21 protein-coding genes are annotated in these 23,189 nt (G+C 64.6%); 7 read left to right on the plus strand and 14 right to left on the minus strand.

Annotated elements, in window-relative coordinates:
- Nucleotides 1-32: 32 nt before the first annotated feature.
- From mshB to typA, 3 genes are all read right to left on the minus strand, one after another.
- Entirely contained in the window at nt 33-920 is an 888-nt protein-coding gene (gene mshB, locus RM2_RS06450; RefSeq protein ID WP_072688015.1) for an N-acetyl-1-D-myo-inositol-2-amino-2-deoxy-alpha-D-glucopyranoside deacetylase, read from the minus strand.
- Nucleotides 917-2,764, minus strand: a complete 1,848-nt coding sequence (locus tag RM2_RS06455; protein WP_281250401.1) for an ABC transporter family substrate-binding protein — start codon at nt 2,762-2,764, stop codon at nt 917-919. Before RM2_RS06455 ends, mshB begins: the two co-directional genes overlap by 4 nt.
- A 123-nt stretch (nt 2,765-2,887) precedes the next feature.
- Complete coding sequence (gene typA, locus RM2_RS06460) at nt 2,888-4,795, minus strand: translational GTPase TypA (protein WP_072688017.1); 1,908 nt, start codon at nt 4,793-4,795, stop codon at nt 2,888-2,890.
- Nucleotides 4,796-5,132: 337 nt separating this feature from the next.
- On the opposite strand from typA, the gene RM2_RS24400 reads away from it, so the two are divergent.
- Complete coding sequence (locus RM2_RS24400; protein ID WP_169846682.1) at nt 5,133-5,309, plus strand: hypothetical protein; 177 nt, start codon at nt 5,133-5,135, stop codon at nt 5,307-5,309.
- Between the two features lie 3 nt (nt 5,310-5,312).
- On the opposite strand, the gene RM2_RS06465 is transcribed toward RM2_RS24400, so the two are convergent.
- Nucleotides 5,313-5,735, minus strand: coding sequence for a (deoxy)nucleoside triphosphate pyrophosphohydrolase (locus tag RM2_RS06465; protein ID WP_072688018.1), 423 nt, complete (start codon nt 5,733-5,735; stop codon nt 5,313-5,315).
- A 16-nt stretch (nt 5,736-5,751) separates the two neighbouring features.
- Between RM2_RS06465 and RM2_RS06470 the strand changes: the two genes are divergently transcribed.
- Nucleotides 5,752-6,036: a 4a-hydroxytetrahydrobiopterin dehydratase gene (locus tag RM2_RS06470; RefSeq protein ID WP_072688019.1), complete on the plus strand. Its 285-nt coding sequence runs from the start codon at nt 5,752-5,754 to the stop codon at nt 6,034-6,036.
- On the opposite strand, the gene RM2_RS06475 is transcribed toward RM2_RS06470, so the two are convergent.
- Nucleotides 5,984-7,273 carry a mannosyltransferase gene (locus tag RM2_RS06475; RefSeq protein ID WP_072688141.1) on the minus strand — a complete coding sequence of 430 codons (1,290 nt, stop codon included), beginning with the start codon at nt 7,271-7,273 and terminating at the stop codon, nt 5,984-5,986. The genes RM2_RS06470 and RM2_RS06475 overlap by 53 nt on opposite strands.
- A gap of 534 nt (nt 7,274-7,807) precedes the next feature.
- Here RM2_RS06475 and RM2_RS06485 point away from each other — a divergent pair.
- Together RM2_RS06485 and RM2_RS06490 are read left to right on the plus strand one after the other, a co-directional pair.
- The gene (locus RM2_RS06485; protein WP_174553829.1) at nt 7,808-8,590 is read left to right on the plus strand and encodes an Rv1157c family protein; all 783 of its coding nucleotides are present in this window, start codon (nt 7,808-7,810) and stop codon (nt 8,588-8,590) included.
- A gap of 118 nt (nt 8,591-8,708) precedes the next feature.
- Nucleotides 8,709-9,059: a hypothetical protein gene (locus RM2_RS06490; protein ID WP_072688021.1), complete on the plus strand. Its 351-nt coding sequence runs from the start codon at nt 8,709-8,711 to the stop codon at nt 9,057-9,059.
- Between the two features lie 10 nt (nt 9,060-9,069).
- On the opposite strand, the gene RM2_RS06495 is transcribed toward RM2_RS06490, so the two are convergent.
- Nucleotides 9,070-9,540, minus strand: a complete 471-nt coding sequence (locus RM2_RS06495; RefSeq protein WP_072688142.1) for a MarR family winged helix-turn-helix transcriptional regulator — start codon at nt 9,538-9,540, stop codon at nt 9,070-9,072.
- A 129-nt stretch (nt 9,541-9,669) separates the two neighbouring features.
- Here RM2_RS06495 and RM2_RS06500 point away from each other — a divergent pair, with 129 nt between their 5' ends.
- The 3 genes from RM2_RS06500 (at nt 9,670) to hutH (ending at nt 14,592) form a co-directional block, all read left to right on the plus strand.
- Complete coding sequence (locus tag RM2_RS06500; protein WP_072688022.1) at nt 9,670-11,157, plus strand: MFS transporter; 1,488 nt, start codon at nt 9,670-9,672, stop codon at nt 11,155-11,157.
- 405 nt (nt 11,158-11,562) lie between these two features.
- On the plus strand, nt 11,563-12,957 hold the full coding sequence (locus tag RM2_RS06505) for an amino acid permease (RefSeq protein ID WP_072688023.1): 1,395 nt from the start codon (nt 11,563-11,565) through the stop codon (nt 12,955-12,957).
- Nucleotides 12,958-13,005: 48 nt separating this feature from the next.
- Nucleotides 13,006-14,592 carry a histidine ammonia-lyase gene (hutH, locus tag RM2_RS06510; protein WP_373863297.1) on the plus strand — a complete coding sequence of 529 codons (1,587 nt, stop codon included), beginning with the start codon at nt 13,006-13,008 and terminating at the stop codon, nt 14,590-14,592.
- Nucleotides 14,593-14,898: 306 nt separating this feature from the next.
- Here the strand turns inward: hutH and RM2_RS06515 are convergent, their stop codons facing one another.
- The 8 genes from RM2_RS06515 to RM2_RS06550 form a co-directional block, all read right to left on the minus strand.
- A complete protein-coding gene (locus tag RM2_RS06515) occupies nt 14,899-15,279 on the minus strand; it encodes a hypothetical protein (RefSeq protein WP_072688024.1) in 381 nt (126 codons plus the stop codon).
- 214 nt (nt 15,280-15,493) lie between these two features.
- A complete protein-coding gene (locus RM2_RS23800; protein ID WP_139277684.1) occupies nt 15,494-15,730 on the minus strand; it encodes a hypothetical protein in 237 nt (78 codons plus the stop codon).
- A gap of 248 nt (nt 15,731-15,978) precedes the next feature.
- Nucleotides 15,979-16,701: a DUF1906 domain-containing protein gene (locus RM2_RS06525; RefSeq protein WP_072688026.1), complete on the minus strand. Its 723-nt coding sequence runs from the start codon at nt 16,699-16,701 to the stop codon at nt 15,979-15,981.
- Between the two features lie 176 nt (nt 16,702-16,877).
- Complete coding sequence (nuoN, locus tag RM2_RS06530; RefSeq protein ID WP_072688027.1) at nt 16,878-18,500, minus strand: NADH-quinone oxidoreductase subunit NuoN; 1,623 nt, start codon at nt 18,498-18,500, stop codon at nt 16,878-16,880.
- Nucleotides 18,497-20,071, minus strand: a complete 1,575-nt coding sequence (locus RM2_RS06535; protein ID WP_072688028.1) for an NADH-quinone oxidoreductase subunit M — start codon at nt 20,069-20,071, stop codon at nt 18,497-18,499. Before RM2_RS06535 ends, nuoN begins: the two co-directional genes overlap by 4 nt.
- The gene (gene nuoL, locus RM2_RS06540) at nt 20,068-21,990 is read right to left on the minus strand and encodes an NADH-quinone oxidoreductase subunit L (protein ID WP_072688029.1); all 1,923 of its coding nucleotides are present in this window, start codon (nt 21,988-21,990) and stop codon (nt 20,068-20,070) included. The genes RM2_RS06535 and nuoL overlap by 4 nt, the downstream gene beginning before the upstream one ends.
- A 71-nt stretch (nt 21,991-22,061) precedes the next feature.
- Complete coding sequence (gene nuoK, locus RM2_RS06545; protein WP_070377679.1) at nt 22,062-22,361, minus strand: NADH-quinone oxidoreductase subunit NuoK; 300 nt, start codon at nt 22,359-22,361, stop codon at nt 22,062-22,064.
- A complete protein-coding gene (locus tag RM2_RS06550) occupies nt 22,358-23,167 on the minus strand; it encodes an NADH-quinone oxidoreductase subunit J (RefSeq protein ID WP_072688144.1) in 810 nt (269 codons plus the stop codon). Before RM2_RS06550 ends, nuoK begins: the two co-directional genes overlap by 4 nt.
- Between the last annotated feature and the right edge of the window lie 22 nt (nt 23,168-23,189).

A 23,189-nucleotide genomic window follows, 5' to 3' on the forward strand; every position in this document is an offset into this window, starting at 1 on the left:
GCCCGGCAGGGTAGGCGAATGACTCTGCATCTCTACCGTCTCTCCTCGGCGACACCGGCGAAGAGGTCGCGTTCGCGTCCGGTGTCGTCCCGTTCCCCGAGCGAACCGCGCGCAAGCACGAAATGTTCCTCTTCCAGCATCGGCCGCACCACACGGTTGGAGAGCATGTACTCGGCACCGCTGGTGGCCACGGTCACTTGGGTTGCGTGTGCCGCCAGCGCGGCTCGCTTCGCGTCGAGCACGCCACGCACGTCGATGGTCGTCGTCACGTCGGTGTCGGGCACGCTGGGCAATTCACCGGGTTCGGGTAACCGCCAGCCGTCGGGGAGGTTGCCGATCCGGCAGATCCCGGATTCGAGGGCACTCGCCTCGGTCACCGTCCAGTACAGCTTGGCGACCTCCCACGGCTCGCCGCAGTCCGGGTAGCGCGAAATTCCCGCTGCCTCGACGGCGGCGGCGGTGATCGTGTGGGCCTGGATGTGGTCCGGGTGCCCGTATCCGCCGCCGGCGTCGTAAGTGACGACGACGTGCGGGCGCAGTTCCCTGATGACCGCGACCATCGCGGCAGTCATCGAGTCCCTGTCTGCGTTGACGAACGCTCGTGAGTTGGCAGCCGCCCTCGTGCCCGCCATGCCCGAATCGCGAAAGCACCCGGCCCCCAGCAGGAATCGCGGTGCCCCTGCGCCGAGATGCGACAGCGCGGCCGCCAGTTCACCGATCCGGAACCCACCCAGTTGATCTGAGGCATCGACGCGCAACTGCGCCCACTCGTCGCCGATCACCTCACCCTCCTCACCAAGCGTGCAGGTGAGAACGTGGACCTGGGCACCCTCGGCCGCATAGCGCGCGATGGTGCCCCCGGTCGTGAGGGTCTCGTCGTCGGGATGGGCGTGGACCAGCAGAAGTCGTCGTTCGCTCATTCGTTGATAATGCTCCAGTTCTCTGCATCGCTGAAGATTCCCACCGGCACTGCGCCCGAGAGGGACACTCCCGCGACCCCAGGACCCACCGCGACGAGCGTACGGTCCTGCATGATCGGCAGCACCGCAGCAAGATCCCAGAGTCGTGGATCGACGTCGGCGAGGGCCGTCGTCACGTCGCCGGTTCCGCGCAGCGCGGCATCGATCGAAGGCTGAAGGGAGGGGTCGCACACACCCGACAGGTTCAGCGGCGCCTGCGCCGCCGCGAACGCGTCAAGCTGGAGATCGCCTGTCTCCGCGTTCTGCTGCGACCCTTCGATTCCCACGGGCGGACAACTGTACCGGGAGGCGAGTGCCGTCGCCGGGTCGGAACCGGCACGTGACCATCCCACAACTGCGCCGATGTCACCGTTCGTCAGGGCCGTCCCGTACAGTTCCTCCCCTGGTAGGTACTTCACGATGACCACGACACCGGCGTCGCGCAACTGGTCAGCCGCCGTGTTGGCCACCGCGTTCGCTGCGCCGTCTCCCACAAGTGTTCCAATAACGAGTGTCAGGGGCACGCCGTCACGGAGAAGGTGCGGTGGGGGAACAGTTCCGTCGGGATTATCTGTTTCCCTTGGGGTTTCGGCCACATAGCCGGACTCTGCCAGTTGGGCCAGCACTCGCGTGCGACTCGGTCGCGGCGGGGCGGTGTTTACGTAGTCTGGATCGGACGGGGCGTAGACCTGCGACCGCGCGGGCACCGCTGCCGCCTCGCTCCCTGCACCGACGAGCGCAAGCAGGTCGGTGTCGAGCAATTGGAGAAGGCTCTGACGGACCCGCACGTCGGCGAGTTCCGGCACCCGGCCGTTCAGGGTGAGATCGAGGCTGCGAGGCTGGAAAGACAAATCCGTCCGCACCGTCGGGATCGCATCGAGTTGCGCGGAAACGTTTGTGCCGCCATGAATCTGGACGATCTGTGTGTCGTTCTTGCGCATCGAGGCGGCAAGTTGGGACGGTGTTCCGTCCCGCCGCATCAGGATCTGGTCGGGTATCGCCGGTTGGTCCCAGAACCGATCGTTGCGTTCGAGCAGAATCTCGTCGCGGCCGCGGTCGATCGATTTGATGCGGAAGTGCCCACCCGACACGGTGATGTTCTCGGACAATCCTGTCGCAAAGCCACCCGGTGAGTCCTTGATGAGGTGCGACGGGAGAAGATCGGTGAAAAGCTCGCGCCACGCGGGGTACGGAGCGTTCATCACCACATTGACCGTCTTGCCACCACCGGAAGACCTGATGTCTTCGATCAACTCGTAACCGGCGGGATCGACCACACCGGGGGCACTGATCATCTGCTGCCACAGGTAGTGGAAGTCCTCGGCCGCGATGGGGGCGCCGTCGGACCACTGCGCTGCGTTCCGCAACTGGTATGTGATGGTGAACGGCTCCAGCGACATCACGTCCGCGGAGATCAGAAGGGAGGTGTCCGGAACCCAGTTGTTGCCCCCCGGACGCGCGGGGTCCGGCACCGGACGGAACGGGCTCGGCAATACCAACGCACTGACCGCGGCGTTGGCCGGCGACTGATCCGACAGGAGGTGCGGGTTGAATCCGTTGCCTACGTCGTCGATGGCCACGATAATGGGCCGCCGCTCCGTCGGCGACACCGTCGGACTGAGGCTGCCGGTGCTCTGCACGGGTGGGGGCGGATCGGCGGTGCAAGACACCACTAGCGTCGCCGAGACTGCCAGCAGCATCGCGGTCGCTCCCAGACCGTTCCCACGTGTCGAGCGATGCCCGGTAAGGCCCGGCCTTCGGCTCCGAACCACCTCAATTCCTGCGAGTCGACCCCCAACAGCCACCGCGCCGCCTTTCCTCTCGAAATTCCGGAAGGCTCCGGAAGCCCTCGACCGAAGGTACATTCGGTCGCCGACCGACCGAAGGTACATTCGTCCGGCTATGTCTTGCACAGCCGGACGTACGGCCTACAGAGCCGCCTTGTCACGGGCCTTCGAGCGCGAACGCTCGCGGGCGCGGTCGGTGGCCGACAGGTGCACCTTGCGCACGCGCACGACCTGCGGGGTGACCTCGACGCACTCGTCGCCGGCGCAGAACTCCATCGCGCCCTCGAGTTCGAGCTTGATGGGCTTGGCGAGCGTCTCCATCACGTCTGCGGACGACTGCCGCATATTGGTCAGCTTCTTCTCCCGGGTCACGTTGATGTCGAGGTCCTCTTGGCGCGGATTGATACCCACGACCATGCCCTCGTACGTGATGGCACCGGGCTCGACGAAGAAGGTTCCGCGGTCGGCGAGCTGGATCATCGCGAACGGGGTGACCGAACCGGTGCGGTCCGACACGAGCGAGCCGGTGTGGCGGGCACGGATCTCGCCGGCCCACGGCGCGTAGCCGTGGAACACGGCGTTGGCGATGCCGGTGCCGCGGGTTTCGGTGAGGAAGTCGGTCCGAAAGCCGATGAGGCCGCGCGACGGGACGATGAACTCCATCCGAACCCAGCCGGCACCGTGGTTCGCCATCTGCACCATCTTGCCCTTCCGGCTGGCCAGCAACTGGGTGATTGCACCCAGGTACTCCTCGGGGCTGTCGATGGTGAGCTCCTCGAAGGGCTCGTGCACCTTGCCGTCGACCTGACGGGTGACCACCTGCGGTTTGCCCACGGTCAGCTCGAAGCCCTCGCGGCGCATCTGCTCGACCAGGATGGCGAGTGCCAGCTCACCACGGCCCTGCACCTCCCAGGCGTCGGGGCGTCCGATGTCGAGAACCTTGAGCGAAACGTTGCCGACGAGTTCCTGGTCGAGGCGGGACTTCACCATGCGGCCCGTCAGCTTGTGTCCGCTGACCCGGCCGACCAGCGGCGAGGTGTTGGTGCCGATGGTCACCGAGATGGCGGGCTGGTCGACCGTGATCCGCGGCAGCGGGACCGGGTTCTCCAGATCGGCGAGGGTGTCACCGATCATGATGTCGGCGAAGCCTGCGACGGCGACGATGTCGCCGGCGACTGCCTTCTCGGCCGGTTGGCGCTCGACACCGACGGTGGCAAGCAGTTCGGTGATCTTCGTCTTGGTGACGACAGGCTCACCGTCCACTTCGCGGCACCAGGAGACGGTCTGACCCTTGGTCAGTTCGCCGTTGTGGATGCGGACCAGCGCCAGCCGGCCGAGGAACGCCGAAGCGTCAAGGTTGGTGACGTGGGCCTGCAGCGGGGCATCGACGTTGCCTTTGGGGGCGGGCACGTAGTTCAGGAGCACGTCGAAGAGGGCGTCGAGATTCTCGGAGTCGGGCGCGTGACCGTTCTCGGGCTGAACTTTGGATGCTTTGCCCTCACGTCCGGAGGCGTACAGCACGGGGAGATCCAACGCGAGCTCAGCAGCTTCCGCGGCCTCGTCGTCGAGGTCTGAGGCCAAGTCGAGTAGCAGGTCGTGACTCTCGGAGACAACCTCCTCGATGCGGGCGTCGGGCCGGTCGGTCTTGTTGACCACGAGGATGACGGGCAACGACGCGGCGAGCGCCTTGCGGAGCACGAAGCGGGTCTGCGGAAGCGGGCCCTCGGAAGCGTCGACCAGGAGGACGACACCATCGACCATGGACAGGCCGCGCTCGACCTCGCCGCCGAAATCGGCGTGACCGGGAGTGTCGATGACGTTGATGACCGTCACGCTGCCGTCGCCGTGGTGCTTGTGGACGGCGGTGTTCTTCGCGAGGATGGTGATGCCCTTCTCGCGTTCGAGGTCACCGGAGTCCATGACGCGGTCGACCGGTTCGGCGCGCTCCGCGAATGCCCCCGACTGGCGCAGCATGGCGTCGACGAGGGTGGTCTTGCCGTGGTCGACGTGTGCGACGATAGCAACGTTACGGAAGCTGGTGATGGTCACGCGGTGGCTCTCCTGGCTGAGTTGATTCGGCCACGCGAAAGTTCCCTCGCACGGCGTTTCTGCGGCCGCCTTGTCATCTCGATTCAAGAATCCTCGTCGAGGCGATGGCAAAATCGCCTAGTAACAGGCATCGCGGCCACGTGAATACTACCCGCCCGGGCCGTTACTTCATGCATCGCCGACTTCGTGAGGGCTTCCCGACCAGCGTAAAGTGACATGCGCCACGCTGGATTCGGCCGTATCGCGCGGCAGTCGGGGTCGGAGCAGAGGGAACACCGACCTGGGTTTGAACCGATGCATCCCGCCGTTTCGCCAAGTCAGGAAGGTCGAGCTGAGTATGGGCAAGGTGAAGGCCGGCAAGGTTTCTGGTCTCGCCCCGAAGAAGAAGTGTTGCCGCAAGAAGACGCGCTGCATCCGATGCCCGGTGGTGATCATGCGGATGAAGAAGCTCGAAGACGAGGGTGCGTCCAAGAAAGAACTGAAGAAGGGGTTGAAGAGGGCCCGCGCCGCCTGAGAATCAACTCGCGCCGGTCAGGTGCCCCAGCAGGTGCGGAACCCACCCGCGATCGTTGCCGACGAGGTCGATGTCCCCCAATTCGCGGGCGTCCACCCACCGAAGCTCTGCGTGATCGAGCGCGACAGGTGTTCCCGACACCAACTCCACCCGGTAAGCGCGGAGCACTCGGCCGTCGGGCAGGGGCACATCATCACCGATCCGTTCGCCACCCGACACCTCCACCCCGAGTTCTTCCCGTAACTCTCGACGCAGTGCGTCCCGGGCCGTCTCCCCTGCCTCCGCCTTCCCGCCGGGCAGTTCCCACAGTCCCGCAAGTTCCGGGGGCCGAGTTCGCTGGGCGAGCAACAACCGGCCCCCGACAATGATCGCGGCGGCCACCACCTCGGCTGCTTCGCCGACGGGCCTTGCACGTTGCACTGGCATCGCACCATCATGAGGTATGACCGAGTTGCTGTCAGACGGACGTATAGACGCCGCGCTCACAGGGCTGCCCGGGTGGCAGCGAACCGGCGATTCCCTCGCCCGCACCATCGAGTCGCCAAGTTTCCCTGCGGCCGTCGAACTCGTCCGAAAGGTCGCGGAAGCTGCCGAGGCCGCCAACCACCATCCCGATATCGACATCCGGTGGCGCAAGGTGACCTACACCCTGTCCACGCATTCCGCCGGAGGGCTCACGCAGTTGGATCTGGATCTTGCCGCTCAGATCGACGCACTGGCGGGATGACGACGGCACCTGCGCCGGCACCTGCCTCACGCTTGGTGCGGCGCCCGGCGTAGGCCACATAGGCAAAGACGCCGAATGCGCCGACGACATTGACGGTGCCCAGCCATGAGAGCACCCCGGGCCGAGAGATCTGCCAGATTGAGGGTTGGAGGAAGCTCAGGACCCACGGCGCACCGATGAGCGTGGTGCACAGCCAGTAGCCGGCGAGGATACGACTTCCGAGCATTGCCCCGAAGGGTCCGTGCAGCAACCAGATCAGCATCGGGATCACCCACACCCAGTGGTGCGACCACGAGATCGGTGAGACGAGCAAACCCAGCAACTCGACGATGACGAGGGTGCCGAGCCGATCGTCCCGGGCTATCGCCCGCCAGGCAAGGAATGCGAGAACCACCGTAATCACCACGGCCACCAACCAGACCCCGCCGGTCTCCACGTCATACCCCAGCAGTCGGGACAACGCGCCGCGCAAGGACTGATTCCATACCGAACCGACCGGGCCGATCCGGTCGGCATCGCCCAGCAGGTGGGTGAAGTACTGGCGCGCTTCCGCACCGATCAGCAGGTAACTGACTCCGACCGTCCCGGCGAAGGCGACACCCGAGAAGACCGCGGCTTTCCATCGGCGCTGAAGCAGGAAGTAGAGGCCCGTGATCGCCGGAGTCAGTTTGATCCCGGCCGCGACACCGACGAGCAGGCCGGACAGCCACCACCGCGAACTCCGGATCGCGGTCATCACGAGTAACGCGAGGAAAACATTGATCTGCCCGTAGTCGAGAGTGGTGCGCACTGGTTCCACCCACACGCCGACCGCGGTCCACAGCACCGCAACCGCGCGCCAGTGCGGTTGTCGCGCGGCGTCACCGAGCACCAGCCCCAAGCTCATTCGGACCAGCGCGTACAACGCGAGGATCGTGAGCAGTTGCCAACCCACTCCGACCACTGGGAACGGCAAGAAGTGCAGGGGAAAGAAGACGAGCGCGGCGAAGGGAGGATAGGTGAACGGCAACGGAAAGTCCGGTGTCACTTCCGAATACGTGAACGAGTAGAGACTGCCACTGCGGAGTGCCTCGGAACCGTCGGCGTAGACGTGCAAGTCGACGAGATTCATCCCGTTGGGGCTCAACAGCGTCCAGGCCAGGCGCCCGAGCACCGACAACAGGAGAAGCACAGGTGCATAGCGCAACAGGGCGTTCAGAGCGGACGCGGCTGGAGACGGAATTCGAGAACGCTTGATCGAGGGGTCCCCGGACGCTGCTCGGTCGGACGCTGCTCGGTCGGACGCTGCTCGGTCGGACGCTGCTCGGTCGGACGCTGCTCGGTCGGACGCTGCTCGGTCGGACGCTGCTCGGTCGGACGCTGCTCGGTCGGACGCTGCTCGGTCGGACGCTGCTCGGTCGGACGCTGCTCGGTCGGACGCTGCTCGGTCGGACGCTGCTTGGTCGGACACAGTCTGGCGCTCTCCCGTGAGGTGTGTGTGGATATATCTCAGCCGATCCCGAAACGGTCCCGCACAGCGTAGACGGCCGCTGCGGAACCCCGCCCGCGTCCATTGCCGCACGTAACAGTTGCATCAACATTCACACAAACCACAACTGTCACAAGCTATCGTCACCGGAGGATCATCGTCGGAACCTGCATGCAATACACTCCCACCGGGGTGCCGCAGCTACCGGTAAACGAAATCGTGAGCTGCACAACCCTAGGGCCGCCATGGATAGGGTGGCCACACAAGCCGTCAGACGTGGAATGGGTTGTCGTCCACGCTGTTATGACCAAGGATGGGGACACAGTGCTTCGAACCCAAGGTATGAGGAGGGCAGTGACTGCCCTCACACTTGCCACAGCAGCCGCGATGGCACTACCAGCGCAGGCAGTTGCGCTTCCGACGCTACCTCCCGTGCCCGAAGGCCTCCCCGTGGAGATGCTCGCCTCCTTCGCACCCGCGATCATCGGCGCAGTGGCTGGTACCGAGGATCTCGCCGCAGGGCCTCAAGAAGAACTGCTGGACCAGGCCCGGAATATCCTCGATTCCGCCAATCTCCCCCCGGAACTCGACTCCACCCTCGAGAGCGTCATCACCTTCCTGGACGGTAGCGGCGGCGGCGGTCCCGAGATCCCGATGGAGAACGCGCCGGTCATCGCACAGTTCCTCTACCCAACCGTCGGCCAGGGTTGCATCGGCGAGGGCTCGGACTCCGTGGGCACCGCGCTCGCAGTCCCCGGCCCTGCCACGCTGCCCCCGCCCGGACCCGCCGCCGGCCAAGCCGGTTTCGTGTTCACCGCACTCGGAACCAGCCCCGTTGCCGCCGAGCAGCCTGAACCGCTCACCGTGTCGTGGGTCAACGTGGACAACCAACGGCGCGACACTCAGAACCTCACCGACGAGGCAAAGATCAACCCCGACGGACCGGCAACCTTGTCGGTCATCGCGGACACCGGTCCCGGCCGTGTCCTAGCCGTCATATCGGGAGGACTGACCACGCAGGAGGAGGATGCCGAGCCGATCACCTGCAGCTTCCTCCCAACCGTCGGAATGTTCCAGGTCGCGTAGGGGTTTTCTGACAAGCCCGAAGCAGAAGGATGAGGGCCCCCGGAATTCCGGGGGCCCCTCGTTCATATTTGCCGCCGCTTCACTGTTTGCCGAACGCGCTGCCGTGGTAAACGGAGGAATGTCCTCGAAACCGCACAGACGATGTCATTCGCTGCGATCACTGCACGCCCGGCGATCGATTCTCTCGATCCGCTCGGAGGGGTCGATTCTCTCGATCGGATCGGTCGGGTCGGTTCTGTCCATCGGCAGCATCGGATCGGTGCTCTCGATCGGATCAGTCGGTTCTTTCGGCTCCGCGCTGAGCACCGCTTCGTTTGCGAGTCTCGGGTCTGCATTGTCGGGTCTGTCGCGGTGGTCCCTGATGTCGTGGCAGGGGCGGCACGACTGGCCGCAGGAACACCCGCACCTCACAGTTATCGCCGAGGAACCGGATCTCACTCGGGATGCCACCGCACACGCACAGTCCTGACCCAATTCGATCAGCGTGTCCGTCGGGCACGCGGCCACGCGCTTCCCTCGAGCCCTTCGATCCCGCCGTTGAACATCGTGAGCAGCCGGCACAACTCGCCCAGATCGTGATCGCTCCACTCTGCAACGACGCGTTCGACCCCAACCCGGCCCAAAGTTCTGTCCGCGTGCAATTGTTCGAGCCCTAGCGCGGTGGCTTCGATCTTGCGCGCGATTCCTCCATCCGGATCGAGGACGCGCTCGACGAGGCCGAGGCGTAGCAACGCGCCGATCTGTCGATTGATCGTCGATATGTCGAGGCGGAACGCTTCGGCAAGTTGTTTCAAGCTCAGCGGATGTTCGAGTTCGAGGCGACCGAGAAGCAGGTACGCAGACCTGTCGAGTTGGAAACCGGCACGTTTTGCGTGGACATGATATCTGGACAGGAGCGTCAACTCGTTTTCGATTTCGGTCGTTGCGGCATCGCGATCGGACACTGTCACCTCCACTAGTTCCCTGCATTCTGCCCAACCGTGCAATTGTGCACCATACACATTATGTGTATGGTGCACATTTTGTCCTGCCATAGCGGCCGTCCGAAGTGATCACCCGAACACCCAGGGAGTTACCGAATGACCTCTGCACCCACGGACACCACCGCCACCGATCGGGCACCCGGTCAGATACTGGCGGTTCTCGGACTTTGCGGGATCGTAGTAGCGCTGATGCAGACCCTCGTCATCCCGATCATTCCGCTGCTCCCCCACCTCCTGGACTCCACTCCCGCCGACACCTCCTGGGCCGTGACGGCCACGCTTCTCGCCGGCGCCGTCATCACACCGATCAGCGGCCGACTGGGCGACATGCTCGGCAAGCGCCGCGCTCTTATCGGCAGCCTCGCTGCACTCGTCCTGGGATCGGTCGTGTGCGCGATGGCAAACTCCCTGATGCCGATGATCGCAGGGCGCGCATTGCAGGGCGCGGCCTTGGGTGCCATCCCACTCGGCATCGCTATCCTCCGCGACGTGCTTCCGCCGAAGAAGGTCGGCGGCGCGATGGCAATCATGAGCGCAACCCTCGGCGTCGGTGGCGCCATCGGACTGCCGATCGCCGCTGCCATCGCCCAGTACGCGAACTGGCACATGCTGTTCGTGGTCTCCGCCATCCTCGGTACCGTTTGCCTTGCTCTGATCCTCCTGCTCATCCCCGAGTCGCAGGTGCGCCGGCCCGGGCGCTTCGACTTCGTTGGTGCTCTCGGGCTGAGTCTCGTCCTGATCACGCTCCTGCTGCCCATCACGAAGGGCGGAACCTGGGGATGGTCGAGTTCACTAACCCTGGGATTGTTCGCAGTCTCGCTTGTGAGCCTGTTCGGATGGGGACTGTTCGAACTCCGCGTCGCAGCACCACTCGTCAACCTCAGGGTGAGCGCGCGACCGCAGGTCCTGTTCACCAACTTCGCGTCGGTAGCGGTCGGGTTCGCGATGTACGGAACGTCGCTTGCCTTCCCCCAGTTACTGATGGCTCCCGAGTCCACCGGATACGGTTTCGGCCTGCCCATGATCACCGCAGGTCTGGCCCTCGCGCCCGGCGGACTCGTGATGATGGCGCTGTCCCCGGTCTCCGCACGCATCTCTGCGTGGCGTGGTCCGCGGATCACGCTGATGATTGGCGCCGCCGTAATCGGCAGCGGCTACGCAATGGCCTATTTTGCCGTGTCCACTGTCTGGCAGGTGGTGCTCGCAGGGATGATAGTCGGCGCCGGCATCGGCTTGTCCTACTCCGCGATGCCCGCGCTGATCATGGGTGCGGTGCCGGTCACCGAATCCGCGGCCGCGAACGGACTGAACGCACTGATGCGCTCCATCGGCACATCCACGTCCGCGGCCGTCGTCAGTGTGATTCTGGCGGGCATGACGGTCACCGTGGGCACTGCGGTGATCCCGTCACTCGACGCGTTCCGCGCGACGTTCCTGGTGTCGATCATCGCCTCGGTCGTCACCCTTGCCTTCGCCTGGCTGATCCCGGCGCGCGGACGCGGCTCAGGACCCGTTGATGAACAGCGCCGTGAAGAGAGCCGAGGCAACGGTGTACAGAAAGTTGATGGACAGGTTCATGGCTGAATCCTCCGGGTTCGAGTGTGAAACCAATGACAACCGGTAATCGCAATTGCCGCGGGTAGCGTTTCAGATTCTTCCAATCCAACGCAAATCCTCATCTGCGGAATGCGAAACCCCTTCCCATCTTTCGAGGCAAAGTCCGAGGGGTGCCTCGAAAGATGGGAAGGGATGAACGCAGCGTGCGGCGACGGGTCGAGTTGACCCGGTGCTGCCACGGACCGGACCGGGCACCACCGCCATAGTTGCGCGTGCAGCTAATCCCTGTCCCTGAGATGGCCGGGTTGGATCAGCGCGGATCCCCTTGCGCGTATGTATATACAGGACTACACATACTCACGGACGTGTGACTCGCCACACAACGCGAACGGCCCCGGCCGAATCCACCAGCACAGCCCAGGGAGATCGATCGTGAAAGACACCGCCGCGGCTCTGACTCGAGGTCTGACAACCCGCCACATCAGATTCATCGCGCTGGGTTCCGCAATCGGGACCGGCCTGTTCTACGGATCGGCGGAGGCCATCAACCGAGCGGGGCCATCGGTGCTGCTGGCTTATCTCATCGGCGGCGCGGCGGTATACATCGTGCTTCGCGCGCTCGGCGAGATGACCGTGAGCAATCCCGTGGCGGGGTCGTTCGGCGAGTATGCGAGCCGTCACCTGGGTCCGCGCGCCGGATTCATGACCGGCTGGACGTATACCTTCGAGATGATCGTGGTGTGTCTCGCCGATGTGACCGCCTTCGGCGTCTACATGGGCTTCTGGTTCCCGGACGTACCGCGTTGGATCTGGGTGCTGTCGATCGTCTTCTTCATCGGGGCGATCAACCTGCTCAACGTCAAGGTGTTCGGCGAGGTGGAGTTCTGGTTATCCTTGGTCAAGGTCGTCGCAATCATCGCAATGATCGTCGGGGGCGCAGCGATCCTGATATTCGGATTCGGACTCCACGACACCAGCACGGGAGTGAGCAACCTGTGGTCCGACGGCGGATTCTTTGCCACCGGGCTCGGCGGCTTCATCAGCTGCTTCGCAATCGTCATGTTCGCCTTCGGTGGCACCGAGATCATCGGCATCACGGCGGCCGAGGCGCAAGACCCGGAGCGCACCATCCCTCGCGCGATCAATACGGTGCCTGTGCGAATCATCCTGTTCTACGTGCTCACACTCGCAGTGATCATGGCCATCAACCCGTGGCAGTCGATCGGATCCGAGGGCAGCCCCTTCGTACAGATCTTCCAGGGTCTCGGCATCGGCCCTGCGGCGGCGGTGCTGAACGTGGTGGTCATCACCGCGGCACTGTCGGCGATCAACAGCGACGTCTTCGGCGCTGGCCGGATGATGTTCGGCATGGCCCAGCGCGGCCAGGCGCCCGCGGCGATGAAGCAAGTCTCCCGCAACGGGGTGCCGTGGATGACGGTGCTCATCATGACGGTCACGTTGCTGATCGGAGTGCTCCTCAACTACCTGATCCCGGACCGGGTGTTCCTGGTCATCGCGTCGATTGCTACGTTCGCCACGGTCTTCGTCTGGCTGATGATCTTGGCGTCGCACTACCGCTCGCGGCAGCGGATGGATCCGGCCGAGGTCGCCGCGCTGAAGTTCCCGGTCCCGTTCTGGCCATACGGGCAGCTGATCGTGATCGGCTTCCTGGTGTTCGTGATGGCGGTGCTCGCTTTCGACGCCGATACCCGCGTGGCACTGATCGTCGGGGCGGTGTGGCTGGTTTTGCTCGCCCTTGCCTTCCGCCGGTGGGTGCGACCTGAGTTGACACCGACCGAATCCGTACCAGCGGACCGAACGTCCTGACCCGACCGAAAAATTCTCGGTACCGCTGATTCGAAACGGAGAGCAATCATGGGCACGAACACCCTCGGGCAGACAGGGAAGCGCGTGATGGACAGGATCGAACCCGTCGTGGTCGGAGTTGGCGCATTGACGCCGGAGGAAGTGGTGCGCGTTGCCCGCTTTGGCGCCCCGGTGCGACTGTCCGAGGAGGCGCTCTCAGCGATAGGGGCCAGCCGCAACCGCATCCAGACACTCGCCGCAGATCCCCGGCCTGTGTACGGAGTATCGACCGGATTCGGTGCGCTCGCCACCCGGCACATCCCACCGGAGCTACGGGCACAGCTGCAACGCAGTCTGATTCGCTCGCATGCCGCCGGATCCGGCCCTGAGGTGGAGCGCGAGGTGATCCGGGCGCTGATGCTGCTGCGACTGTCCACGCTGGCGACCGGCAGGACCGGCGTCCGTCCGGAGTTGGCCCAGGCCTACGCGTCTCTGCTGTCGGCCGGCATCACCCCGGTCGTCCACGAGTACGGCAGTCTCGGCTGCTCGGGGGATCTCGCGCCGCTTGCGCACGTAGCGCTGGCCGTGATCGGGGAGGGTCCGGTGCGGGACGCGAACGGTGAGCAAGTATCGGCTGCCGAGGCGCTGGCCGCGGCAGGAATCGAACCGATCGAGCTCGAGGAGAAAGAGGGCCTTGCCCTCATCAACGGGACCGATGGCATGCTGGGCATGCTGGTCCTGGCCTGCTACGACCTACACAAGCTGTTGTCCCTGGCCGACGTTACCGCGGCGATGAGTGTCGAGGGGCTGCTCGGCACGGACAAGGTGTTCGCGGCCGACCTGCAGGCATTGAGACCACAGCCCGGTCAGGCGGTGGCGGCGGCAAACATGACCCGGTTGCTCACCGGATCGGGAATCGTCGCCAGCCACGCCGTCCCCGACTGCACGGTCGTGCAGGACGCCTACTCCCTGCGGTGCGCGCCACAGGTCGCGGGCGGCGCGCGCGACACCCTCGCGCATGCCGAGCGGATCGCCTCCTTCGAGTTGGCCAGCGCCGTCGACAACCCGGTGGTAACCCTCGACGGCCGAGTCGAATCCAACGGAAACTTCCACGGGGCGCCCGTCGCGTATGTGCTGGACTTCCTCGCGATCGTCGTCGCCGACGTGGCGAGCATGAGTGAGCGCCGAACCGACCGTTTCTTGGACGCCACGCGCAACCACGGCTTGCCGCCATTCCTGGCCGACGATCCCGGCGTGGACAGCGGGCACATGATCGCGCAGTACACACAGGCCGCGATCGTTTCAGAGCTCAAACGGCTCGCGGTGCCCGCGAGCGTCGACTCGATCCCCTCCTCGGCGATGCAGGAGGACCACGTGTCGATGGGCTGGTCGGGTGCCCGCAAGTTGCGGCGGGCCGTCGACGGACTCACTCGGGTGCTCGCCATAGAGGCACTCACCGCCGCCCGCGGCCTGGACCTGCGAGCCCCGCTCGAACCGTCGCCGGCGACCGCTGCCGTGCGCGACACCATTCGTGAGCACGTTCAGGGGCCGGGCATGGACCGGCACCTGGCGCCGGAAATCGAGGCCGTGGTGCAGCTCGCCGCCTCCGGGGCGCTAATCGAGGGCGCCGAGGCCGTAATCGGCAAGCTCAGCTGATTGACGTCCCTCGCCGCCTGAACATCGCCGCAAACCCACCCGAGTCGAAGTGTGCGGGTGAGTGAACGATAGAGCCCCATGAAGAGCGGTGCGATTCAGTGCGTACGTTGCTCTGCAGTGATGGGGATTACGCCCCATCCGCTCTGCACGACCGAGGCGCACACATATCACTGGCGAGCGTGGGTGGTGTCGCGCATATCGGGTCGATGCTCAGATGGCGGATGAACGGACGCGCCCCGCTCCCTGGATGGGAACGGGCCGCGCCTACTCGATCAGGGTTGGATGGGTCTGGTCGTCCTACACGATCTATTTCTGGTCGTCACGCAGGTTCTTTTCGGGGTATCGAGCGATCCGATTGATCCACTGACGCGTTCGCGGATCTTCGACAAAGAAGACCGCAAGGATCGGCGACGGGTACACGCTCATCCCGGCCCGGGTGTAGTCGCCTGAGACTGCGAATGCGATCGCCGCAACCGGGAGGTACGAGAGATAGGTCACGGCCATGAAAACAGCCGGTTCCTGACTCAGGTTCAGCGCGCGCCAAACCGTGACTGCCGCCACGAACGCGGTACACAGCAGCAGTGTGACCCTGGTTCCTTGATTCGCTGCGTCCGCCACCAGCTGACCGACCGTCGTAATGGCTACGCCTGCCACAACTGCGGTGACGCCGAGATTGAACTTCTTCATATTCCCCTCAATAGCAGGAATAGCAGTCGGGACCGGTGTGATGCTCCCTGCTGGACACCGGTCAGGCCCCGCTCGCGCAGCGACCGCAGGAACTAGGACCAGAATGCTTCGGTCTCACTGTCCCGACCTGACATCCTTCGCGAGCTCGTTGGCTCGCCCTGCGCTGGTGGCGAATACAGTGCGCTAACAACGCCAGAGACAACCGAGCGGCCTGCTACCCCGACGACCTGCAGAGATTCAATGCATCCGCCGATAGTTCGACAACCCGGCAGGTGCGGTGCTGCCACCCTCCGCCGTACCTGTCCTCGGAACTGTCCACGAAGACCTCGGCGTCCTCAGTCCCGGGCTGGACCCGGTAGTAGAGCGTGATCGGATCGCCGTCAGTGGTAAATACGGTGAGCACATACTCGGCGCCCTGCCCGTTTCGGCCGGCGATCAAACAATCGATCACACCCTGAGGAAAAAGTTCACTGCTTAGCGGATTGGGCCCGGTGGCGCGCGTCGTGCCACAACTCGGCAAAGGCGCACGAGGGGCGAACTCGTCCGGCGCTGGCTGTGCGTTGCCTCCAGTGCCACATCCGGCACCCAGGAGCATCACTGCCAGCGACATGAGCAGCCATCCCGTATACCTCTGCTTCATTTTCACCAAGAAACGTATCGCTATGAGGCGCGGTACCCAGGCGAGTTCGATACCAGAGATCACCATTGCCCGTAGTCGGGCCGGAGGATGTCGTTCAGGTCGATGCCGATCCCGTCCACGGTGCGCTTGTCGATCTCGTACTGGTGCAGGTGCGCCCGTGGGTGCACGTATCCCGCCGGTGTGCCCCAATTATGTTGCCAGTACCACGATCCGAGGCCGGTGAGCATCGCCAGGTCCAGCGTCCCGGAATTGGCGTAGACACCAGTATTGGCCTTGCCGACCACCGACTCCCAACCTGCGAGGTAGGGGCCGATCATCGTGATGAAGTCGAGGAGCGTCGGATTGTCGTCGATGGACGCGTAGATCGGACGATTTTCGGGACCTCCTGCGGCAAGATGCAATTCGAGTCCGCGGGCGGCGTGGCGTTTACCCGCCTCGCACCCGCCGCGCCAGTCGGCCGTCGCGCCCTTGCCGAACTGGTAGCACGACACCACCGAAAGCCCGGCGTCGCGCAACGCCTGCGCCTCGTCGGCCCGCATCGGCTTGCCCTTCATCCAGTCGGCGCCGGGACGACGGTCGGATACGTAGCGGATGGCGCCGTCGTATCCGGCCGCGAGAATCGCGCCCGCAGACGGCACGCCGCCCGAATAGTCGATCAAGGTGCCGAGGCTGCGCGCCTGCGCAACGGCGACCGAGGACGTGGTGGATGAGAGTGCCGTAATTCCAGCGACTGCAGATCCCGCTGCCGCGTATCGGAACAAGTTTCGTCGAGAAATCTGCACTGTGGCCCCCTATCGGATCGGTCGCGCCTCGGCGTGTCCCCGACGTCCAGAATTGCTCAGTCGATATGTTGTCTGGCTTGCATTTCACCACACTCACACAAATCTCGCAGGCCACTTGGGTTACATCAGTCACACGGGGCACTCGCGAACCAGCTCAGCGCAGGGGGCCCAAGTCGTCAGTGGAAGAACACCGCTGCGTGGTCCGCCAGATCCAGCGCCGCCTGCGGCAAGATGCCGAGCACCACGGTCACCACCACTCCTAGAGCGATGGCCGTGGCCGTCAACATGCTGGGGACCACGACCGTCGGGGCATCGCTCTCCGGTTCCGAGAAGAACATCAACACGATGACGCGCACGTAGAAGAATGCCGCGATCGCACTGCTGACGACTCCGACGATGACGAGCGGAGCGGCACCCCCCGCGAGAGCGGCCTGGAAGACCGCGAACTTGCTGACGAACCCACTAGTCAAGGGAATACCGGCAAACGCGAGCAGGAAGAGGGCGAAGACCGCCCCCAGCAACGGCGACCGCCTGCCCAACCCCGCCCACCGAGACAGATCCGTCGCCTCGCCCCTGCTGTCGCGCACCAGGGTCACAACCGCGAAGGCGCCGAGCGTGCTGAAACCGTATGCGAACAAGTAGAACATCGTGGACGACAGTCCCTCACGGTTGGCCGCGATCAGACCGGTGAGGATGAATCCCGCGTGCGTGATCGACGAGTACGCCAGCATGCGTTTGACGTCGGTCTGGGTCACAGCCAAGACCGCACCGACCACCATCGTGAGAATGGCGACGCCCCACAGCACGGGCCGCCAGTCCGAGTGAAGATCCGGCAGGGCCACGTAGAAGATGCGCAGCATCGCACCGACGGCCGCGACCTTGGTGGCGGACGCCATGAACGCGGTGATCGGCGTGGGCGCACCCTGATAGACATCAGGGATCCAGGAGTGGAACGGCACCGCACCAATCTTGAACAGCAGGCCCACCGTCAGAAGCGCGGTGCCGATCACCGCCAGCGTCCTGTCGTCGGTGCCCTGAGCGAGTGCGTCGGCGATACGCGGCAACTCGACTGTGCCCGTGGAGCCATACAGCAACGCGACACCGAACAGGAAGAACGCCGAGGAAAACGCCCCGAGGAGAAAGTACTTCATCGCCGCTTCCTGGGACAGGAGACGGCGGCGGCGAGCCAAGCCGCACAGCAGATACAAAGGGAGCGAGAGCACTTCGAGTGCCACGAACATGGTGAGGAGGTCGTTGGAAGCCGGGAACAGCAACATCCCGCCGACAGCGAACAGTGTGAGAGGAAAGACCTCGGTGTGACCGGGGGCGGCGTTGGTGGCCTCCTTTTCGGCGATGCTGCCGGGGACGGCGAAAGCCTGAGGCGTGAAGGCGTCGGTTCCGCCCTCCGAGGCACTCGCCGCGCCGACATCCGCGGTCAACTCGGCGACCCCGCTGTCGACACTCCGCTCAGCGATGAGCAGGATCGCGGGGATCGAGATCAGCAGGATCGTTCCCTGGAGGAACAGCGTCGGGCCGTCGACGGCGACCGCACCCATGACGGCCGAGTCCCGGGTGCCGGCGAGCAGGACGACGGCCACGAACGCGGCAGCGAGACCACCGAGAGCGAGAACGAGATGGCTCGCGTAGCGGGCCCGGCGGGGCAGAAACGCCTCGACGAGCACGCCGACGACGGCCACACCGAACACGATCAGCATGGGTGAGAGTTGGCTGTATTCGATATCCGGCGCACGCAACGTCCCGGCTTGGGCGAAAGTTGCGACGTGGTCGGAGGGACTCATCTGTGTGTACCTCCCTGTGGGCCCTGCTCGGCAACGATCGGTGCCGGGTCGTGCTCACCGACGGTAACGAGGACGTGATCCACCGCGGGGGTGATGACGTCCAACGCCGGTTTGGGATAGACGCCGAGAACGATGAGGACCACGATGAGCGGAGCCATCACCGCCACCTCGCGGCGCACGAGATCACGGACCCGTTCGTTGCCCTCCTTGACCGGGCCGGCCATCACGCGTTGGTACAGCCAGAGCACGTAGATCGCGGCGAGGACGAGTGCGAGAGTCGCGACCACGGCGGCGATCGGGTAACGCGAGTACGTGCCGATCAGGACGAGGAACTCGCTTATGAACGGCGCCAACCCGGGCAGCGACAGGGTGGCGAGGCCGGCGAAGAGGAAGGTACCGGCCATGACCGGGGCGACCTTCTGCACCCCGCCGTAGTCGGCGATGAGACGGGTGCCGCGCCGGGAGACCAGGAACCCGGCCACCAGGAACAGCGCCGCGGTCGAGATGCCGTGGTTGACCATGTACAGCGTCGACCCGGCCTGGCCTTGGCTCGTCATCGCGAAAATGCCAAGGATGATGAACCCGAAGTGGGAGATCGATGTGTAGGCGATCAGGCGCATCACGTCGGTCTGGCCGAACGCGAGCACGGCGCCGTAGACGATCCCGATCACCGCCAACGCCGTGATGAACGGTGCGAAATATGTGGATGCGTCCGGGAACAGTTGCAGGGCGTAGCGCAGCATGCCGAAGGTGCCGACCTTGTCTACGACGGCCATCATGAGTACCGCAGTGGCAGGAGTAGATTCCACGGCCGCGCCCGGCAGCCACGTATGGAACGGCCACAGTGGCGCCTTGACCGCGAACGCGAACATGAACCCGAGGAACAGCGCCTTCAGCACCCCGGGGTCGGCGTCCAGTCCTTCGGCGACGATCGTCCGGAAATCGAATGTTCCGCTGCCGAAGACGCCACCCTGATCGGCAGTCACCACGTAGAGGCCGATGACCGCCGCTAGCATGATCAGGCCACCGAACAGGTTGTACAGCAAGAACTTCACCGCCGCATACGACCGCCCGGCCCCGCCGAAACCGCCGATGAGGAAGTACATCGGGATGAGCATGGCTTCGAAGAAGATGTAGAAGAGCAGGATGTCGAGGGCGGTAAACGACATGATCACCATCGACTCGACCATCAGTATCAGCGCCACATACGTGTGGGCCACGCGCCGCCGCCGGTAGTCGGGTGCCGATTTGCCGTCGTTCCAGCCCGCCAGCAACAGCAGTGGCACCAGCACCGCGGTGAGCAGCACCAGAACGAGCGCGATGCCGTCGAGGCCCAGGGTGTATCTGGTGCCGAACGCCGGAATCCAAGCGTGCGACTCGACGAACTGGTATTGCTCACCGGTCGGGTCGAACCGAATCGCCAACACGACCGCCAGGCACAGCACCACCACAGACACGCCCACCGCGAGCGATTTCGCGAGCACGCGCTTGTCGACCGGCACAGCCAGGACGACACCGGCACCGACGAGGGGCAGCACCCACAGGACGGTCAACCACGGGAAGGCGCTCACCGCAGTGCCACCAGCATCGTCGCGATCAGGAGAGCCGCGCCCGCGAACATGAACAGCGCGTACGACCTGACGAACCCGGTCTGGAGACGCCGAATTTTCATCGACGTGGCACCGACGAGTGCGGCGAATCCGTTGACGACGCCGTCGACACCGCGGTCGTCGACGGTCACGAGTGTGCGAGTCACCTCCTGGCCCGGACGCATGAACACGGCCTCGTTGAAAGCGTCGCCGTACAGATCGTTCCGGGCCGCCACAGTGAGCGGGGTGACCGACACCGGAGCGATCTCGGGGATCGGCTGGACGGCGTACTGCCGGTAGGCCACCGCGACACCGACGAGCACCACCACCAGCGTCAGCCCGGTGATCGCCCACACCGGAAGTGCGGGCTCGCCGTGATGGATACCGACCACCGGTTCCAGCCAGTTCTGCAGCGAGGAACCGATGCTGAGCACACCGCCGGCAGCCACCGAACCGACCGCGAGAATGATCATCGGCATTGTCATCACCCCCGGCGATTCGTGTGGGTCGGCGACATGGACATCCCCCGTCGCTTCGCTCGCCTCAGAAACCCAACGGCGGCGTCCGAAGAAGGTCATCAGCATCACCCTGGTCATGTAGAACGCGGTGATTCCCGCGCCGAGCAGCGTCACCGTTCCGAGGGCTACACCCTCGAACCCCTCGGTGGCGAACGCCGCTTCGATGATCTTGTCCTTGGAGAAGAAGCCGGAAAACGGTGGAATGCCGATGATGGCCAGGTATCCCAGCCCGAAAGTGGCGAAAGTGATCGGCATGACGGTGCGCAGGCCCCCGTAGTGGCGCATGTTCACCTCGTCGTTCATACCGTGTATCACCGAGCCTGCACCGAGGAACAGTCCGGCTTTGAAAAAACCGTGGGTGAGCAGCAGCATGATCGCGAACGCGTACCCGGCGGGACCGAGACCTGCGGCCAGCACCATGTAACCGATCTGGCTCATCGTGGAGGCCGCCAGCGCCTTCTTGATGTCATCCTTCGCGCAGCCGATGATCGCACCGAAGAGCAGCGTGACGGCGCCGACGATCACAACGGCGAGTTGGGCATTCGGCGCTAGGTCGAAGATCGGATTGGATCGGACGATCAGATACACACCCGCCGTGACCATGGTCGCGGCGTGGATGAGCGCCGACACCGGCGTCGGGCCTTCCATCGCGTCGCCGAGCCAGGACTGCAGCGGAACCTGCGCCGATTTCCCACAGGCGGCGAGCAGCAACGCAAGACCGATCGCGGTGAGTGCTCCCTCCCCGGCGCCCTCGGCACGGGTGAAGACGTCGGCGAATTCGACCGAGCCGAAGGTTGAGAACATGATCATCATGGCGACGACCAGGCCCATGTCACCGACGCGGTTGACGATGAAGGCCTTCTTCGCGGCGGCCGCGGCAGAAGGCTTGTACTGCCAGAATCCGATGAGCAGGTAGGAGGCGAGGCCCACACCCTCCCAGCCCACGTACAGGCCGAGGAAGTTGTCTGCCAGCACCAGCAGCACCATCGCCCCGAGGAATAGGTTCAGGTAGGCGAAGAAACGGCGCCGGGCCGGATCGTGCGCCATGTATCCGACCGAGTAGATGTGGATCAGCGATCCGACGCCCGTGATCAGCAGCACGAAACACATGGACAGCTGGTCGAGTTGGAGGCCGAAGTCCACCTGTAGGTCCGCGACCGGAACCCAACTGAACAGTCGCTGGTGCACGGCCCGCTCCGCGGCATCCCGGCCGAGCATGTCGACGAAGAAGACGACGCCCAGCGCGAATGAGGCCAACGCGGTTCCGCACCCGAGGATGTGACCCCAGGGATCACTGCGCCGGCCCGCCAACAGAAGCACGGCGGCACCGAGAAGCGGCAGCACCGGCAGGAGCCATACAGCCGACTCGAGCATCCCGTTCATGCCGTACCACCGATCGAGGCATTGTTTTCAGGCAAGGTCACCTTCTCGACGATGTTTGTCATCTGTACCCGTCAGTTCTTGAGGAGGTTGGCGTCGTCGACGGAAGCCGAACGGCGGGAACGGAAGATGGTCATGATGATCGCCAGACCGACTACGACCTCAGCAGCCGCCACCACCATGGTGAAGAAGGCGAATACCTGCCCGTCGAGGTTTCCGTGCATGCGGGCGAACGTCACGAACGCCAAATTCGAGGCGTTGAGCATCAATTCGATGCACATGAACACGATGATGGCGTTGCGCCGCATCAAGACCCCGGCCGCGCCGATCGTGAACAGCAGGGCCGCGAGGTACAGGTAGTTCTCGGGGTTCATAGTGAACCTTCCTCACCGGAGGCCTCGGGTTCGGGAGCCGAGACGTCGGCGGTGCCGAGCGCCCGTTGTGGCAGGCTCGCGCGTCGGTCGAGCGACCGACTGACCGACAGTTCGGAAAACGACCCGTCCGGCAGCAGCGCGGGTATGTCGACCGCGTTGTGCCGTGCGTAGACACCGGGACTGGGTAGCGGCGTGACGCGACTGCCGTCGCGGACACGTTCCTGGGACAATTCCCGCTGGTCCTTTCGCCGCTCGAAGCGTTCGTGGTGCGCAAGCACCATTGCGCCGATGGTCGCGGTGATCAGCAACGCGCCGGTGAGTTCGAACGCCCAGACGTACCGGACGAAGATGAGTTCGGCCAGACCCTCGACATTCCCTCCCGCGTTGGCTTGGCTGAGACCGTCGAACGCGCCGACCGAAGCTCTGCCGAGACCACCGATCAGCAGGATTCCGAATCCCAGTCCCACCGCGATTGCGGCCACCCGCTGACCGCGCAGGTTCTCCACCAGCGATTCGGACGAGTCGACTCCTATGAGCATGAGCACGAACAGAAACAGCATCATGACCGCGCCCGTATAGACCACGATCTGCACGACACCGAGGAAGAGTGCACCCTGCGCGATGTAGAAGATCGCCAGAATAATCATGGTCGTGGCCAGGAAGATCGCCGAGTAGACGGCCTTCGTCGCACTCACCACCCCGAGCGCACCGATGACGGCCAGGGTCCCGAGGATCCAGAACTGCACCCCTTCCCCTGCCGAGGTCGCAGTGAAGGGCTCCGCGACCACCTGGACCGCGGACGTCATCGCATTCACCACGCCGACTCTC

Origin of the sequence: Rhodococcus marinonascens NBRC 14363 (genome assembly GCF_001894885.1) — a bacterium.
Classification (GTDB): domain Bacteria; phylum Actinomycetota; class Actinomycetes; order Mycobacteriales; family Mycobacteriaceae; genus Rhodococcus_F; species Rhodococcus_F marinonascens.

Excerpts from the sequence above, each read along its gene's own strand:
- nuoN (WP_072688027.1), bottom strand. The coding sequence starts at position 18,500 with ATGAGTCCCTCCGACCACGTCGCAACTTTCGCCCAAGCCGGGACGTTG.
- RM2_RS06550 (WP_072688144.1), bottom strand. The coding sequence starts at position 23,167 with ATGACGTCCGCGGTCCAGGTGGTCGCGGAGCCCTTCACTGCGACCTCG.
- RM2_RS24400 (WP_169846682.1), top strand. The coding sequence starts at position 5,133 with ATGGGCAAGGTGAAGGCCGGCAAGGTTTCTGGTCTCGCCCCGAAGAAG.
- RM2_RS06465 (WP_072688018.1), bottom strand. The coding sequence starts at position 5,735 with ATGCCAGTGCAACGTGCAAGGCCCGTCGGCGAAGCAGCCGAGGTGGTG.
- RM2_RS06470 (WP_072688019.1), top strand. The coding sequence starts at position 5,752 with ATGACCGAGTTGCTGTCAGACGGACGTATAGACGCCGCGCTCACAGGG.
- RM2_RS06500 (WP_072688022.1), top strand. The coding sequence starts at position 9,670 with ATGACCTCTGCACCCACGGACACCACCGCCACCGATCGGGCACCCGGT.
- RM2_RS06490 (WP_072688021.1), top strand. The coding sequence starts at position 8,709 with ATGTCCTCGAAACCGCACAGACGATGTCATTCGCTGCGATCACTGCAC.
- hutH (WP_373863297.1), top strand. The coding sequence starts at position 13,006 with ATGGGCACGAACACCCTCGGGCAGACAGGGAAGCGCGTGATGGACAGG.
- nuoK (WP_070377679.1), bottom strand. The coding sequence starts at position 22,361 with ATGAACCCCGAGAACTACCTGTACCTCGCGGCCCTGCTGTTCACGATC.
- mshB (WP_072688015.1), bottom strand. The coding sequence starts at position 920 with ATGAGCGAACGACGACTTCTGCTGGTCCACGCCCATCCCGACGACGAG.
- nuoL (WP_072688029.1), bottom strand. The coding sequence starts at position 21,990 with ATGAACGGGATGCTCGAGTCGGCTGTATGGCTCCTGCCGGTGCTGCCG.
- RM2_RS06485 (WP_174553829.1), top strand. The coding sequence starts at position 7,808 with ATGACCAAGGATGGGGACACAGTGCTTCGAACCCAAGGTATGAGGAGG.
- RM2_RS06515 (WP_072688024.1), bottom strand. The coding sequence starts at position 15,279 with ATGAAGAAGTTCAATCTCGGCGTCACCGCAGTTGTGGCAGGCGTAGCC.